We start from the raw sequence: 15,131 nt of genomic DNA, 5'->3' as shown, positions 1-15,131 counted from the left end.
CGGTGTAAGCGGAGAGCGACTTGCTGACGCGGTCGCTCTCCGCTCTTGCAATCTCGGCGGCGTTGTTGAACGCTTGCCGAAAAGACAAGAACATTCGGGAGGGGAAGGCATGAGCCGTGCGCTCGCCGTCTTCCACGGCCGCTTCGGCCGGGCGACGGTTTATCAATTGAACCGCCCTTTCAATATCCACGCCCATCGCGAAGGTCATCTGATCTTCCATGTCGGCGGCATGCCGGCATGCATCGACGTCTCCAACGGGCATTATGATCTCACCGAATCCTCCGTCGTCGCCGTCAATCCATGGGAGCCACACAACTTCCTGCCAAGCGATCTCGACGGCGGCGCGATCTTCTTCGTGCTCTACGTCAACGCCGAATGGTTTGCGCCTGATACCGCCGGCACCGACCGTCTGCGGTTCGGCCGCACCCAATTCAGGCGCACGCCTGCACTCGACAAGCATATCAGGCGGACCGCCGCGCTCGTGTGCGGCGCACCATCCCTGTCCAGCCTCGATTCCGAGCTGAGAAGGCTGATCGACATCTGCTACGACGAGAGCTGGCAGCAGGCCGAGATCGCGCGCGATCCGCGCGCCAACGGTTCCGTCACCGATTTTCGCGTGCGCAAATGCATCAAGATGATGTCGGAAAGCCCCGGCGCCGAGATCGAGCTCGACACCATCGCGCGCGAATCCGGCCTGTCGCGGCCGCACTTCTACCGGCTGTTCCGCGTGCAGACCGGCCTCACGCCGAACCTCTATCTCAATACGCTGATCATGGAACAGGCGCTCGAGGCGCTGGTGGCGAGCGAGACGCCGATCGCCGACATCGGCTTCGATCTCGGCTTCTCCTCGCAGAGCGGTTTCACCCGCTTCTTCGCCGCCAATGTCGGAATGGCCCCGACCGATTATCGTCGCGCAGCCAAGGTTTTGCGCGCCTGATCGCGGCACGAAAAGATACTCTCGATCAAACGTCGCCCTCGCCGCCTCGCTAGGATGCGGGCACGCGATCCCGAAAGAGGATCGCGAGTCCAGGGAGGACGTTCGTCCATGGCAGGGCCAGCAGCCGGCAACGGCTTGGATCCCTCCTCTCCCCGCATGCGGGGAGAGGATCGAGGTGTGCCTAGGCCTTCCGCGCGCCCCCTCCCCGCGCGCGGGCGAGCAATCGCAGATGATCTCTTGGAACGGCCCGAGCAAGCGCCTCGTCCTTCGAGACGACCGCTCCGTGGTCTCCTCTCCATGAACCACCTGTCAGACGACGTCTCGCAGGTGGTTCATGGTTCCATGTGCAGCGCCCGCTTTCGGCGCTGGGGGCTCAGGATGAGGCTCATCGACATCGGCCCCGTTGAAACTGCTGCAGCAAGCTCCGCCCTCATCCTGAGGAGCCCGCCAAAGCGGGCGTCTCGAAGGATGGACCGCAGGGAATCCGCTTCCCGTACGCGATTGCCACACCGCAAGCGGGGCGAGGTGAGGCCATGAGCCGCTTTGTCGAACGCCATCCGGCCTGGGCGCTGATCGCGATCATTGCCATTGCGATCGTGCTCTGGCTGATCTTCGCGGTCTGGCCGCCGGGGCTCGAAGAGGCGATCGGCCGCAAGCGGGTCTTCCTCAATGCGCTCTTCAACGGCATCACGCTCGGAGGCCTCTACTTCCTCGTCGCCAGCGGCTTCACGCTGATCTTCGGCCTGATGCGCAACGTCAACCTCGCCCACGGCTCGCTCTATCTGTTCGGCGGCTATGTCGGCTACGCCATCAGCACATCGACCGGCTCCTGGATCCTCAGCTTCATCGTTGCCTTCATCATGACCGCCCTGGTCGGCGTCCTGCTCCAGGTGATCGTGTTCCGCCGCATGGAGGGCCAGGACCTGAGGCAGACCATGGTGACGATCGGGCTGTCGATCGTGTTTGCCGACCTCATGCTGTGGGCCTGCGGTGGCGATTTTTACCAGATCCAGACCCCGGGCTGGCTGATCGGGCCGGTGGACCTGCCGTTGATCACGGCGGTGAAATCCTCGGGCGAGCCGGTCTATCTCAGATATCCGCTTGTACGGCTCGTGATCTTCGCCGCATCCGCGGTCATCGGCGTGGCGATGTGGCTCGCGCTCAATCGCACGCGCGTCGGCATGATCATCCGCGCGGGCGTCGACGATCGCGATATCCTGGCTGCGACCGGCGTGCGCATTCAACTCGTCTTCGTAGCTGTGTTCGCGTTCGGCGCAGGGCTTGCAGGCATCGCCGGCGTCGTCGGCGGCACCTTCCAGTCATTGTCGCCTGGCGAGGACATCCGCTTCCTGCTGGCTTCCCTCGTCGTCGTGATCGTCGGCGGCATGGGCTCGATCCCCGGCGCAGCGCTCGGCGCGCTGATCATCGGCCTCGCCGAGCAGCTCGGCTCGGTCTACATCCCGACCTACGCCATCGTCGTGACCTTCCTGATCATGGTCCTGGTGCTGGCGATCCGGCCGCAAGGCCTGTTGGCGAGGCGCTGAGATGTCGCTCGCCCACGATGCCCGCGTTGCCGTACGCCCCGCCGCGATGGCGCAGCGCCCGGCGCGGGCGTGGCCGGAGGTCAACAACCCCGCGGCCTGGATCGTCGTCGTCCTTCTCCTGATCATGCCGCTGATCGCGAGCGGCTTCTTTCTGATCGAGATCTTCGCGACCACGCTGATCCTCGGCATCATGGCGTTGAGCCTGATGTTCCTCGCCGGCTATGGCGGCATGGTCAGCCTGATGCAGCTCACCATCGCGGGCTTCTCGGCCTACATGGTCGCCGTGTTTGGTATCAGCGGCAACGCCAATATCAGCCTGGGCTGGCCGTGGTGGCTTGCGGTGCCGATGGCGCTGGCGCTGGCGACCGCGTTCGGCACGCTCGGCGGCGCGCTCGCGGTGCGCACCGAAGGCATCTACACCATCATGATCACGCTCGCGATCGGAGCTGCCTTCTACTATTTCACCAACCAGAACTGGGCGATCTTCAACGGCCATACCGGCATCAACAATGTGGCGACGCCGCACTTCTGGGGCGTGAACTGGCGCGCCGACATCCCCTTCTACTATGTCGTGCTCGCGGTCGCCGCGCTCTGCTATTTCGCCGTCGAATATCTCTCGCGTGCCCCCTTCGGCCTGGCTCTCCAGGGCGTGCGCGACAATCCGCGGCGCATGGCGGCGCTCGGCTTCAACGTCAATGCGCACCGCATCGCCGCCTATGCTTTCGCGTCCTTCGTGGCCGCCCTCGCCGGCGTGCTTCAGGTCTGGAACTACCGCCAGATCTCGCCGGGCTCGGTCAGCGTCGGGGCCTGTATCGATGTCCTGATCATCGCCGTCGTCGGCGGCATCACGCGCCCGATCGGCCCCTTCATCGGCGCGCTGATCTTCGTGCTGCTGCGCACCTTCGCGCTCGACTTCCTGGTCCGGCTCGGGCTCGACGGCAACCGCTTCCGCCTGCTGATCGGGCTCGGCTTCCTTGCCATCGTGTTCTGGTCGTCGGACGGCGTCATCGGCCTGTGGCAGCGTTGGCGCCAAAGCCAGCGTCCCCGCAACGATCGCCAAGGCGGAGGACGCGGCCATGGATAGCGTCGCTCAACGCCTTTCCGCCGTCGGCGCCGGTGCAGCGCTGGAGCTGCGCGGGGTGACACGGCTGTTCGGCGCGCTGGCGGCGCTGACCGACGTCACCATCACCGTGCGTCCCGGCGAACGCCGCGCGGTGCTCGGCTCGAACGGTGCCGGCAAGACCACACTGTTCAACTGCATCACCGGCGACTTCCCGCCCTCCTCCGGCACCATCCGCTTCTTCGGCGAGGACGTCACGCACTTCCCGCCCTATGAACGCATCCGCCGCGGGCTGCGCCGGACCTACCAGATCTCGGCGCTGTTCCCCGGCCTCACCGTGCAGGACAATGTCTATCTCGCCTGCCGCGGCGTCTCGCGCGGGCGCTTCTCGTTCCTGCGCCCGGGACAGAACGATGCCCTGATGCATGCGGCCGACAATCTCGTGCAGGCCGTCCATCTGTCCGCCGTGAAGGATCAGCGCGTGGCCGAGCTTGCGCACGGCCAGCAGCGCCAGCTCGAGATCGCGCTCGCGCTCGCCGGCGCGCCGCGCTTTGTCCTGTTCGACGAGCCGGCTGCTGGCCTGTCGCCGACCGAACGGGCCGAGCTGATCGATATCCTGACCTCGCTGCCGGCCCATATCGGCTACATCATCATCGAGCACGACATGGACGTGGCGCTGCGCGTCGTCGAGAGCGTCACGATGATGCACAACGGCCGCGTCTTCAAGGAGGGCCTGCCGGAAGAGATTCAGTCGGATCCCGAAGTGCAGGAGCTCTATCTCGGAGGCGGCCATGAATGAGGTCCGCCGTGGCAGTGCCGCGCTCGAGGTCCGCGGTCTCGACGTCTACTACGGCCACTCCCACGCCCTGCAGGGCGTCGATCTCACGCTGGAGAGCGGCGTCTTTTCCGTGGTCGGCCGCAACGGCATGGGCAAGACCACGCTGTGCAAGGCGATCATGGGTCTGGTCGCCGTGAGCGGCGGATCGATCCGCGTGCGCGGCGAGGATGTCACGCGGCGGTCGCCGGCCCAGATCGCGCGGCTCGGCGTCGGCTATGTGCCGCAGGGACGTCGCCTGTGGCGCTCGCTCAGCGTCGACGAGCATTTGCGGCTCGCTGGCGGCATGCGCTCCGGCGCCTGGACCGTCGAGCGCATCTACGACACTTTCCCGCGCCTCGCCGAACGTAGGGATCACGGTGGCGGCCAGCTCTCCGGCGGCGAGCAGCAGATGCTGGCGATCTCGCGCGCGCTGCTCACCAATCCGCACCTCTTGATCATGGACGAGCCGACCGAAGGGCTCGCGCCCGTCATCGTGGCGCAGGTCGAGGAGATGCTGCTCCAGCTCGGCGAGGACGACGACATGTCCGTGCTCGTGATCGAGCAGAATATCGGCGTCGCCACCGCAATCTCGCGCAACGTCGCGATCATGGTCAACGGCCGCATCAACCGCATCATCGACTCCGCGCGCCTTGCCGCGGACCGCGAGCTCCAGCAGCGCCTGCTCGGTGTCGGGCTTCACGCCGAGCTCGAGCCGGACATCGACGTCGCCGCTTCGGGGGTCGAAGCGAAACCGGCGCCGTTGCCACGCCGCGACGGACCGGTTCGCATCTACATCTCCAACCCGACTCTCCCGACGCGATGGTCGCAACCGGTGCCGATCGCCCGCATCGAGGCCGCCGCGCGCACGCTCTCGACGCAAGTCGCGCGGCTCGACGAGACGGCGCGGCGAAAGCGCGAGCCGGTGGCGGGCCAGGCCTCGGGCCCGCCTGTCGTGCTGGTCGTCGGCACGCTTGACACCAAGGGCGTGGAGCTGCGCTACATCCGCGACATCATCGCGGAAAGCGGCTTGCGCACGCGGCTGGTCGACGTCTCGACCAGCGGCAGGCATTCATCCTGCGACGTCTCCGCGCAGGAGATCGCCTTGAATCACGGCCGCGGCGGCTCCGCCGTGTTCGGACCGGATCGCGGGGCCGCCGTGAGCGCGATGGCGGATGCCTTCGCCAACTGGCTTCGGCGCCAGGACAATGTCGCCGGCGTGATCTCGGCCGGCGGCTCCGGCGCGGCCTCGTTGGTCGCCCCGGGCATGCGCACGCTACCCGTCGGCGTGCCCAAGCTGATCATCTCCTCCGTCGCCTCCGGCGACGTCGGGCCCTATGTCGGACCGGCCGACATCACGATGATGTACTCGGTCACGGACGTGCAGGGGCTGAACTCGATCTCGCGCGCGGTGCTGGCCAACGGTGCCAACGCGCTCGCCGGCATGGTCAAGGCGCGGCTCGATGCGCGCGCGGCCAAGGAGCGAGCCACCAATGCCGGGCTGCCTTCGGTCGGCATCACCATGTTCGGCGTCACCACGCCGGCCGTGCAGAAGATCGCGGCGGAGCTGCGCGACGATTTCGAGTGCCTGGTCTTCCATGCCACCGGGGTCGGCGGACGCTCGATGGAGAAGCTCGTCGAATCCGGGCAGCTCGCCGGCGTCATCGACCTCACCACGACCGAGATCTGCGACCTGCTGATGGGCGGCGTGTTTCCGGCGACCGAGGATCGCTTTGGCGCCATCATCCGCAGCCGCCTGCCCTATGTCGGCTCGGTCGGCGCGCTCGACATGGTCAATTTCGGCGCGCCGGACACCATTCCCGAACGCTACCGTGGTCGCAAGTTCCACGTCCACAATCCGCAGGTGACGTTGATGCGGACGACGGTGGAAGAGAACGAGCGCATGGGCCGCTGGATCGGCGAGCGGCTCAACCAGATGGATGGCCCGGTGCGCTTCTTCCTGCCCGAGGGCGGCGTGTCCGCACTCGATGCGCGAGGCCAGCCATTTTGGGATCCGGACGCCGACGCTGCGCTGTTCCGCACCCTGGAGCGCACCGTGCGGCAGGCCGGCAATCGCCAGCTCATTCGGATCCCTAAGAACATCAACGATCCCGACTTTGCAGCCGCCATCGTCAGCGCATTCCGAACGCTGTTCGGGCGCGCCGGCGCGCGGCGGAGACTAGCGAGGTGACCGATGGCCAGGTTTGAACGCGCGGCGCTGCTGAAGAGGTTTCGCGACATGGCGAGGCGCGGCGAGCCGATCGTCGGCGGCGGCGCCGGCACGGGGCTGTCGGCAAAATGCGAAGAGGCCGGCGGTGTCGACCTCATCGTCATCTACAATTCCGGCCGCTATCGCATGGCCGGCCGCGGCTCGCTCGCGGGTCTGATGGCTTACGGCGATGCCAACGCGATCGTACTGGAGATGGCCAGCGAGGTGCTTCCGGTGGTCGGCCAGACCCCGGTGATTGCAGGCGTCAACGGCACCGATCCGTTCCGCGACATGGATGTCTTTCTCGACCAGTTGAAGGCGCTCGGGTTTGCCGGCGTCCAGAACTTTCCGACGGTCGGCCTGATCGACGGCACGTTCCGCGCCAACCTCGAAGAGACCGGCATGTCCTACGCGCTGGAGATCGACATGATCGCCAAGGCGCACGACAAGGACATGCTGACCACGCCCTACGTGTTCAGCGAGAAGGAAGCCGCTGCGATGGCGATCGCCGGCGCCGACATTATCGTCTGCCACATGGGGCTTACGACCGGCGGCTCGATCGGCGCGCAGACCGCGCCAAAACTCAAGGACTGTCCCGGGCAGATCGACACCTGGGCCACCGCCGCGCTCAGCGTCAATCCGGACATCCTGGTGCTGGCGCATGGCGGCCCGATCGCGGATCCCGCGGATGCCGATTTCATCATGAAGAACACCCGCCATTGCCACGGCTTCTACGGCGCCTCCTCGATGGAGCGGCTGCCCGTGGAACGGGCGCTGACGGAGCAGGTGCGTCAATTCAAGGCGATCGGCACGCGGTAACGCCGAAGGTTCGAGGGAGGGAAAGATGTCGGGGATTCTGGTCGGCGAATTGATCCTCTGGCTGATCGTCGCGATCGTCGTGATCGTGGTCGGCGTCTACATCGTGAACTGGCTCTACCACCGCTCCTCCAAGGAGACCTCGTTCGTCCGCACCGGCTTCCTCGGCGAGCGCGTGGTGATCAATGGCGGCGCCTTCGTGCTGCCGTTCATCCACGACTACACCCCCGTCAACATGAACGTGCTGCCGATGGGCATCGTCCGCTCGAGGCAGGACGCCGTGATCACCCGCGACCGGATGCGCGTCGACATCGAGGCGGACTTCTATGTCCGGGTGCAGCCGACCCGCGAAGCGGTCTCGATTGCCGCGGCGACGCTCGGCCGCCGCACCATGGAGCCGGAGCAACTGCACGCCCTGCTGGCCGGCAAGTTCATCTCCGCGATCCGCTCGGTCGCCTCCGAAATGACCATGGAGGAGATGCACGAGCGGCGCGGCGACTACGTCGCGCGCGTCAAGACCAATGCAGCCGAAGCCCTCGCCCAGAACGGCCTCGAGCTGGAATCAGTCGCGATCACCGATCTGGATCAGACCGACCTGGAGTTCTTCAACCCCTCGAACCGGTTCGACGCCGAGGGCCTGACCCGGCTGATGGAGGACATCGAGGCCAAGCGCAAGCTGCGCAACGACATCGAGCAGGACTCGATGATCAAGATCCGCTCCCGCAACCTGGAAGCCGAGAGGCAGGCGCTGGAGATCGAGCGCGAGAGCGAGACCGCGCGCCTGGAGCAGGAACGAGATATCGAGATGCGCCGTGCGCTTCAGCGCACCGAAGTCGCCCGCGAACGGGCGCTGCGCGAGACCGAAGCCGAACAGGCCCAGATTTCCGCCCGCGAAGCCATCGAGCGCGCCCGCATCGCCAATGAGCAGGCAATCGCCGAGGCCCGCATCGCCTCCGAGCGCGAGACCCGCCAGAAGGAGATCGAACGGACCCGCACCATCGAGGAGAAGGAGCTGCTGGCGCGCGAGGAGATCGAGAAGACCCGGATCGCAAACCAGCGGTCGATCGACACCACCCGCATCGCCTCGGAGCGCGAGGTCCGCCAGCGCGAGATCGAGCGGATGCGCACGGTCGAGGAAGCCGAGATCGCCGCCCGCGAAGCCATCGAGAAGGCGCGCATCCAGCAGGACCGCGTCGTCACCGATGCCCGTATCGCCAACGAGGAGGAGACGCGCCGCCGCGAAATCGAGCGCACCCGTGCCGTCGACGAGGCCGAGATCGCAGCCCGCGAGGCCACCGAGAAGGCCCGCATCGCCCAGACGTTGATCGTCAATGTCGAGCGCATCTCCTCGGACGAGCGCACCCGCGCGCTGGAGATCCAGCAGGTCCGCACCATCCAGGAGGCCGAGATCGAGGCGCAGCGCGCGGTCGAAGCCGCCCGCATCGCCCGCGAGCGGACGCTGGCCGCCGAGCGCATCGCCGCCGAGCAGAACACCCGTCAGCTCGAGATCGAGCGCAACCAGACGCTCGACGTCGCCGGGATCGCCGCGCGCGAGACCACCGAGGCCAGTCGCATCGCGCAGGAGGAGCGCGTGCGCTCGCTGGAGATCGCCCGCAACCGCGCCGTCGAGGAAGCCGACATCGCCTCGCGCGAGGCGATCGAGGCGGCCCGCATCGCCCAGGAGAAGGCGGTTGCGGCCGAGCGTATCCAGGCGGAACGCGAAACCCGCGCGCTGGAAATCGAACGGACCGGCGTGCTGGAGGCGGCCGAACTGAAGCGGCGCGACGCCGTCGAGCGGCAGCGCATCACGGTCGATCTGGCGCTCGAGGCCGAGCGCATCAACTCCTCCAAGAAGCGCGAAGTGCTCAACATCGAGCAGAAGAAGGCGATCGAGATCGCCGATGAGGACCGCGTCATCGCGCTGTCGACCAAGAAGTCCGAGCGGATCGACGCCGACCGCCAAGTCCGGCAGGCCGAGATCGTCGCGCGCAAGGAGGTCGAGACCACCGACGTCTCACGCGAGCAGGCGCTGGAGGCGGCACGCATCGAGCGGCGGCGCGCCGTCGAGCAGCTCGAGGTCGCCCGCGTGCAATCCTTGCAGGAAGCCGAGATCGCCGCGCGCGAGGAGGTCGAGCGTGCCCGCATCGCCTCCGATCGTGGCCTCGACGAAGCCCGCATCGGCCGCGAACGCGAGCTGCGCAAGCTCGAGGTCAATCGCGAGAAAGACGTCGAGACGGTGCTGATGGAGAAGGCCATCGCCATCCATCAGAAGTCGCTGGAGGAGTCCGCGGCTCGCGCCGCCGCCGAGGAAGCGCGGATGCGGGCAACCGAAGCCGCCGAGCGCGTCGTCACCGCCCGCGAGAGCGAGATCGCAAAACGCCGCAAGACCGTCGAGGTGCTGCTGGCCGAGAAGCAGGCGGAGGAAACCCGGATCGCGGCCGAGGCCGAGCGCGTGCGCGCGGCCGTGGAGGCCGAGGCGCAGCGCATGCTCAACGAAGCCGAAAACGTACTGACCGATCAGGCCCGCTACTCGCTGTTCCGCAGAAAATTGCTCGACCGCATCGAGGGTATCGTGCGCGAGAGCGTCAAGCCGATGGAGAAGATCGAAGGCATCCGCATCCTCCAGGTCGATGGCCTCAACGGCAACGGACATGGTGGCGGCAATGGCGGCCGCAGCGCCACCGACGAGGTGATCGATTCGGCCCTGCGCTATCGCGTCCAGGCGCCACTGATCGACTCCATCCTGTCGGACATTGGCGTCGAGGGCGGCAGTCTGGCCAAGATGCCGGGCCTGATCCGCGAGGCCCGCGACATGCAGGGCATCAAGGACTCGGCACGCAAGAGCGGCGGTGGCGACAAGCCTGCCACCCCGCCTTCTGCCGAAGGCGAAGCGCCGGCCGAGCGCGGTCCGAAGAAGAAAAGCTGAGGTCGCGCCATGGCCCGCGTCTACGTCTCCACCGTCGTCAACGCCCGCAACGACCGCGTCTGGGCACGGGTGCGCGATTTCAATGGCCTGCCGAACTGGCATCCCGCCATCGCCGAGAGCCGGATCGAGGGCGGCGAGCCCTCCGACAAGATCGGGTGCGTGCGAGATTTTCGCCTGCGCAATGGCGACCGCATCCGCGAGAAGCTCTTGGGTCTCTCCGACTACGACATGTTCTGCACCTACGCGATCCTGGAGTCCCCGATGGGTGTCGAGAACTACGTCGCGACCCTGCGGCTGACGCCCGTCACCGACGGCGACCAGACTTTTGTGGAATGGACCGCGGAATTCGACTGCGCGCCGGAGCGTGAGACCGAGCTCGTCAACAATATCGGCGGCGGTGTATTCCAGGGCGGCTTCGACGCGCTGAAGCGCGTGTTCGGAGGCTGACCGTGCCGCATGTCGTCAAGAGCACGATCCTGAACGCGCCGACCGATGCGGTGTGGGACGTGCTGCGCGATTTCAACGGGCACGATCGCTGGCATCCGGCGGTTGCGACCTCCTCGATCGAACGCGCGCAATCGGCCGACAAGATCGGCTGCGTGAGGCGGTTCAAGCTCAAGGACGGCTCCGAACTGCGCGAGCAGTTGCTGGCGCTGTCAGACCTCGAACAGACCTTCAGCTACTGCCTGCTCGATACGCCGATCCCGATGTTCAACTATGTCGTCCATGTCCGTCTGCTGCCGGTGACCGACGGTGACCGCACCTTCTGGCATTGGGAGTCGCGCTTCACGACAAGGCCCGAGGACAAGGACCGGATCACCCACATGGTCGCCGAGGACATCTATCAGGCTGGATTCGAGGCGATCCGACGCCATCTGAGGGAGGCCGCATAGCATGACCGTGACGGTAAAGACCTTTGCGAATGCGAGCGAGGCGGCCGGAGCGCTGTCCTCGGACCGCAGCGCGCTCTATCTCGGCGGCGGCACCCTGGTGATGCGGGCGCTGAACGAAGGCGATGTCTCGATCTCGACGATCGTCCGCGCGCAGGACCAGGCGCTGACCCGGGTCGACGCATCCGGTCCGCGCGTCACGCTAGGGGCCGGCGTCACCTTCGCGCGTGTTCTTGCCGAACGCGACCTCGCCTTCCTGCACGCCCCTGCCCGCTCGATCGGAGGCCCTGCCGTGCGCAACATGGGCACGGTGGGCGGCAATCTGTTCGCGCCAAATCCTTACGGCGATTTCACCGTGGCGCTGCTGGCGCTCGATGCCACCGTCGCCGTGCAAGGCGGCCTCAGTGCCCGCGACATCCCGATCGAGGAGTTCCTGCAATCGCGCGAGCGCCAGGCCGGCGCGCTGGTGCTGTCGGTGTCCTGCACGCGGCCGGCCGGTACCGAGGCGTTCCGTTATCGCAAGATCGCGCGCATCAAGCCGAAGGGCGGCGCGGTGATCACGCTCGCCGCGCATCTGCCGATCAGCGGTGGACGGATCGCCGGTGCCCGGATCGCGCTGGGCTCGATGGCCCCGACCCAGATCCGCGCCCGCGCCGCCGAACGCGCGCTGGAAGGCCGCTCGCTGGATGCGGCGACCATCGCTGCCGCGGCCTCCGCGGCAGTCGAGGGAACATCACCATCCGACAACGCGCTCGGCAGCGCCTGGTATCGCCGCGAGATCGTCGGCGTGCATCTGCGACGTCTGCTGTCGGGACAGGAATAGATCGCCATGTCCAAAATTCCCCTGCAATTTCGCCACAACGGCCGCGACGTCGCGATCTTCGTCGATGGCGGCACCAATCTGCTGGTCGCCCTGCGCGAGCTGATCGGCGACATGACCCCGAAATTCGGCTGCGGCCAGGGCGGCTGCGGCACCTGCAGCGTGCTGATCGATGGAGAACTTCACCTGTCCTGCCTGACGCTCGCCGAGACCGTCGCCGGCCGATCCGTCGAGACGCTCGACGGCATGAAGCAAGGCCCGAACCTGCATCCGCTCCAGCGCGCCTTCGCCGACAATTTCGCCGCTCAGTGCGGCTATTGCACGCCGGGCATGCTGATGGCCGCCAAGGCGCTGCTCGACCGCAATCCATCCCCGAGCCGGGCCGACGTGATCGAGGCGATCTCCGGCAACATCTGCCGCTGCACCGGCTACGAGCCGATCATCAATGCCATCCTCGCCGCCGCGGGCGGCCGGGCCAGCGCCTGAGGTCAGACCATGCTGGAGCTACGCAAGGACATCTTCGCCGACGAGCGTGACGATAACCTGAAGGAAATCGGCAAGGGCACGCAGCGCCAGGACATGCTCGGCCACATCACGGGCACGTCCAGTTATTTTGGCGATCATAAGCTCCAGGGCATGCTGCACCTGAAGGTCCTGCGCTCAACCCAGGCCCATGCAAGGCTGCGCCGGATCGACACCACGGAGGCCGAGCGCTCGGCCGGCGTGCGCCGGATCATTCGAGGCGCGGACGTACCGGTCAATCTCAATACGCTCTTGAGCCTGATCAACTTCGGCAAGGACGACGAGCCGTCGCTGGCCGTCGACAAGGTCCGCTACAAGGGCGAGCCGATCCTCGCCATCGTCGCCGACAGCGAGCGCGAAGCCTTTGAGGCCATCGCCAAGGTCAGGATCGACTACGAGCCGCTGCCGACCGTGTTCGACGTCGAGGATGCGCTGAAGCCCGGCGCGCCGGTGGTCAACGAGACCTATCCGAAGAACGCCTTCATCTATCACGATGTCTACGATCATCAGCGCCTGCGTTTTGGTGATGCCGATGCGGCGCTCGCGAGCGCCGATCACGTGCTCGAACAGCGCTATCAGATGTCGCCGATCGAGCACGCGCCGACCGAGACCAATGGCGCGATTGCCGTGCCGGACACCAACGGCCGCTATGTCGTCTACACCTCGACCCAGGCGCTGTTCTTCTCGGTCGACACTTGCGCCAAGATCCTGGACGTCCCCTCCAACACCTTCCACTTCATCGGCGGCACCGTCGGCGGCGGGTTTGGCGGCAAGGTGGACACTTTGACCGAGCCGCTCGCGATTCTCGGCGCCATGCTGACCGGGCGCCCCGTGCGCTATGTGTTCGGCCGCGAGGAGGAGATGCAGTACGGCCCGCCGCGCGGTGCCGAGCGCATCTATATCAAGGACGGCGTGATGCGCGACGGCAGCATCGTGGCGCGAGAAATCCGCGCCTATTTCGACAGCGGCGCCTACACGCGGCTCTCCAGCTATGCCGCGGTGAAGTGCGCCGCGCACCTGCCCGGCCCCTACACCATCCCGAACGTCTATGGCGACGTCTTTTGCGTCTTCACCAACCGCACGCCGGCCACCGCCATGCGCGGCTTCGGCGTCACCGCGATGGACTTCGCCATCGAATGCCAGATGGACAAGCTGGCCAACCTGGTTGGCATGGACCCGATGGAGTTTCGCATCCTCAACGCCTATCGCGACGGCGACATGAAGGCACACAGGCGCGAGGCCAAGAACACCGCGCTGATCGAATGCGTGCAGGTTGCGGCCGAAAAGGCCAAATGGCCGATCCGCGACGAGTTCAAGCGCGCCTCCTCGCGCAAGGACGGCGGCGGCAGCCGCGCCGTGATCCCGGCGACACCGACGGACTCGCGCGCAAGGCCGGCGGTGCCGGCACAGCAGCGCACGAGCTACGATCGGCTCCCGCCCACCGTCACCCGAGAACCGCCGCACGAGCCGCCGCCGTCAACTCCGCCGCCGCCCTCGCCGCGGCCGGCCCCGCCTTCGCATGGCGCGACCCGGTTCTCGTCCGTGTTCGGCACCAGGAGGCGCTAGATGACCAGGCATCGCGGACGCGGCATGGCGTCGATCAACTATCCCATCGGCATGAACCTCGGCGGCGATCCCAGCCAGGCGCTGGTTCACTCCAATCCCAGCGGCAAGTTCACCGTGGCGCTGTCGTCGATCGATCTCGGCCAGGGCATGAAGTCGGTGACGCGGCAGATCTGCGCGGAGACCCTGGGCGTGCCGGTCGAGGACGTCTATGTCGACACCGCCGATTCCGACACCGGTCCGCACTGCATGGGCTCGTTCGCCTCGCGCGGCACCCATCGCGTCGGCAATGCCGTGATGGCCGCCGCCCGCGAAGCGCGCGGCGTGATGATGGAGGCGGCGGCCGAGGAGCTGGAGGTCAATGCCGCCGATCTCGAAACCGACGGCCGCGGCAACATCCACGTCAAGGGCGCGCCGCACCGCTCGATCTCGACCAAGGATGTCGCGATCGCCGCGCAATTCAGGCAGGGCAGGACCATCTCCGGCCGCGGCATCTTCCTGGTGCCGCTGTCGGACGTCGACCCCGAAACCGGCGAGATGTCGCCGGCGACCTGCTACGCCCATGCCTGCCTCGTCGCCGAAGTCGAGGTCGACGACGAGACCGGCGAGGTCGCGATGGTTCGGATGGACTCCGCCTATGAGCTCGGCCGCGCGCTCAACCCGCGCCTGGTCGAGCAGCAGCTCGTCGGCGGCGCCTGGATGGGCGTCAGCCACGCGCTCTACGAGACACCGGAGCCCTACTATCCCGATCCGGCTCACGGGCCCCGCGACTTCGTCGAATATCTGATGCCTGGTCCCGGCGACATCTGTCCGCATGACATCGCGGTACTGGAACGCCCTGCCCCCGATGGTCCCTTCGGCGCCAAGGGTCCCGGCGAGATGTGCGCCAACCCGGTGTTGCCGGCTATCGCGAATGCGATCTTCAACGCGGTCGGCGTCCGCATCGACGAGCTGCCGATCACGCCCGAAAAGGTGCTGCGGGCGATCAAGGCTCAGGGCGGCGCGCGGCCGCAGGCGCGGCGCTAGAGGA

Annotated in this window: 13 protein-coding genes; all 13 read left to right on the top strand. The window is 66.9% G+C overall.

Annotation, left to right across the window (positions count from 1 at the left end; genetic code table 11):
• Positions 1–109 precede the first annotated feature (109 nt).
• The 13 genes from CVM73_RS05685 (at position 110) to CVM73_RS05625 (ending at position 15,127) form a co-directional block, all read left to right on the top strand.
• On the top strand, positions 110–937 hold the full coding sequence (locus CVM73_RS05685) for a helix-turn-helix domain-containing protein (RefSeq protein WP_100231022.1): 828 nt from the start codon (positions 110–112) through the stop codon (positions 935–937).
• A gap of 533 nt (positions 938–1,470) precedes the next feature.
• Positions 1,471–2,481: a branched-chain amino acid ABC transporter permease gene (locus tag CVM73_RS05680; protein WP_100231021.1), complete on the top strand. Its 1,011-nt coding sequence runs from the start codon at positions 1,471–1,473 to the stop codon at positions 2,479–2,481.
• Between the two features lies 1 nt (position 2,482).
• Entirely contained in the window at positions 2,483–3,565 is a 1,083-nt protein-coding gene (locus CVM73_RS05675; RefSeq protein ID WP_100231020.1) for a branched-chain amino acid ABC transporter permease, read from the top strand.
• Positions 3,558–4,340 (top strand): ABC transporter ATP-binding protein, encoded by a 783-nt coding sequence (locus CVM73_RS05670; protein WP_100231019.1) that lies wholly within the window; start codon positions 3,558–3,560, stop codon positions 4,338–4,340. The genes CVM73_RS05675 and CVM73_RS05670 overlap by 8 nt, the downstream gene beginning before the upstream one ends.
• Positions 4,333–6,546, top strand: a complete 2,214-nt coding sequence (locus tag CVM73_RS05665; RefSeq protein WP_100231018.1) for an ABC transporter permease — start codon at positions 4,333–4,335, stop codon at positions 6,544–6,546. The genes CVM73_RS05670 and CVM73_RS05665 overlap by 8 nt, the downstream gene beginning before the upstream one ends.
• A gap of 3 nt (positions 6,547–6,549) precedes the next feature.
• Entirely contained in the window at positions 6,550–7,383 is an 834-nt protein-coding gene (locus CVM73_RS05660) for a phosphoenolpyruvate hydrolase family protein (protein ID WP_100231017.1), read from the top strand.
• A gap of 25 nt (positions 7,384–7,408) precedes the next feature.
• The gene (locus CVM73_RS05655) at positions 7,409–10,306 is read left to right on the top strand and encodes a flotillin family protein (RefSeq protein WP_100231016.1); all 2,898 of its coding nucleotides are present in this window, start codon (positions 7,409–7,411) and stop codon (positions 10,304–10,306) included.
• Positions 10,307–10,315: 9 nt separating this feature from the next.
• Positions 10,316–10,753, top strand: a complete 438-nt coding sequence (locus tag CVM73_RS05650; protein WP_100231015.1) for an SRPBCC family protein — start codon at positions 10,316–10,318, stop codon at positions 10,751–10,753.
• A 2-nt stretch (positions 10,754–10,755) separates the two neighbouring features.
• Positions 10,756–11,199: an SRPBCC family protein gene (locus tag CVM73_RS05645; RefSeq protein ID WP_100231014.1), complete on the top strand. Its 444-nt coding sequence runs from the start codon at positions 10,756–10,758 to the stop codon at positions 11,197–11,199.
• A 1-nt stretch (position 11,200) separates the two neighbouring features.
• On the top strand, positions 11,201–12,019 hold the full coding sequence (locus tag CVM73_RS05640) for an FAD binding domain-containing protein (RefSeq protein ID WP_100231013.1): 819 nt from the start codon (positions 11,201–11,203) through the stop codon (positions 12,017–12,019).
• A gap of 6 nt (positions 12,020–12,025) precedes the next feature.
• Positions 12,026–12,502, top strand: a complete 477-nt coding sequence (locus tag CVM73_RS05635; protein WP_100231012.1) for a (2Fe-2S)-binding protein — start codon at positions 12,026–12,028, stop codon at positions 12,500–12,502.
• 9 nt (positions 12,503–12,511) lie between these two features.
• Positions 12,512–14,104: a xanthine dehydrogenase family protein molybdopterin-binding subunit gene (locus tag CVM73_RS05630; protein WP_100231011.1), complete on the top strand. Its 1,593-nt coding sequence runs from the start codon at positions 12,512–12,514 to the stop codon at positions 14,102–14,104.
• The gene (locus CVM73_RS05625; RefSeq protein WP_100231010.1) at positions 14,105–15,127 is read left to right on the top strand and encodes a xanthine dehydrogenase family protein molybdopterin-binding subunit; all 1,023 of its coding nucleotides are present in this window, start codon (positions 14,105–14,107) and stop codon (positions 15,125–15,127) included. It begins immediately after the preceding gene.
• Positions 15,128–15,131 lie beyond the last annotated feature (4 nt).

The sequence above is a fragment of the Bradyrhizobium forestalis genome (assembly GCF_002795245.1).
Taxonomy (GTDB): domain Bacteria; phylum Pseudomonadota; class Alphaproteobacteria; order Rhizobiales; family Xanthobacteraceae; genus Bradyrhizobium; species Bradyrhizobium forestalis.
The sequence above is the reverse complement of the archived record's forward strand: the minus strand, read 5'-3'. Positions and strand labels throughout refer to the sequence as shown.

Excerpts from the sequence above, each read along its gene's own strand:
- CVM73_RS05685 (WP_100231022.1), top strand. The coding sequence starts at position 110 with ATGAGCCGTGCGCTCGCCGTCTTCCACGGCCGCTTCGGCCGGGCGACG.
- CVM73_RS05680 (WP_100231021.1), top strand. The coding sequence starts at position 1,471 with ATGAGCCGCTTTGTCGAACGCCATCCGGCCTGGGCGCTGATCGCGATC.
- CVM73_RS05675 (WP_100231020.1), top strand. The coding sequence starts at position 2,483 with ATGTCGCTCGCCCACGATGCCCGCGTTGCCGTACGCCCCGCCGCGATG.
- CVM73_RS05670 (WP_100231019.1), top strand. The coding sequence starts at position 3,558 with ATGGATAGCGTCGCTCAACGCCTTTCCGCCGTCGGCGCCGGTGCAGCG.
- CVM73_RS05665 (WP_100231018.1), top strand. The coding sequence starts at position 4,333 with ATGAATGAGGTCCGCCGTGGCAGTGCCGCGCTCGAGGTCCGCGGTCTC.
- CVM73_RS05660 (WP_100231017.1), top strand. The coding sequence starts at position 6,550 with ATGGCCAGGTTTGAACGCGCGGCGCTGCTGAAGAGGTTTCGCGACATG.
- CVM73_RS05655 (WP_100231016.1), top strand. The coding sequence starts at position 7,409 with ATGTCGGGGATTCTGGTCGGCGAATTGATCCTCTGGCTGATCGTCGCG.
- CVM73_RS05650 (WP_100231015.1), top strand. The coding sequence starts at position 10,316 with ATGGCCCGCGTCTACGTCTCCACCGTCGTCAACGCCCGCAACGACCGC.
- CVM73_RS05640 (WP_100231013.1), top strand. The coding sequence starts at position 11,201 with ATGACCGTGACGGTAAAGACCTTTGCGAATGCGAGCGAGGCGGCCGGA.
- CVM73_RS05635 (WP_100231012.1), top strand. The coding sequence starts at position 12,026 with ATGTCCAAAATTCCCCTGCAATTTCGCCACAACGGCCGCGACGTCGCG.
- CVM73_RS05630 (WP_100231011.1), top strand. The coding sequence starts at position 12,512 with ATGCTGGAGCTACGCAAGGACATCTTCGCCGACGAGCGTGACGATAAC.
- CVM73_RS05625 (WP_100231010.1), top strand. The coding sequence starts at position 14,105 with ATGACCAGGCATCGCGGACGCGGCATGGCGTCGATCAACTATCCCATC.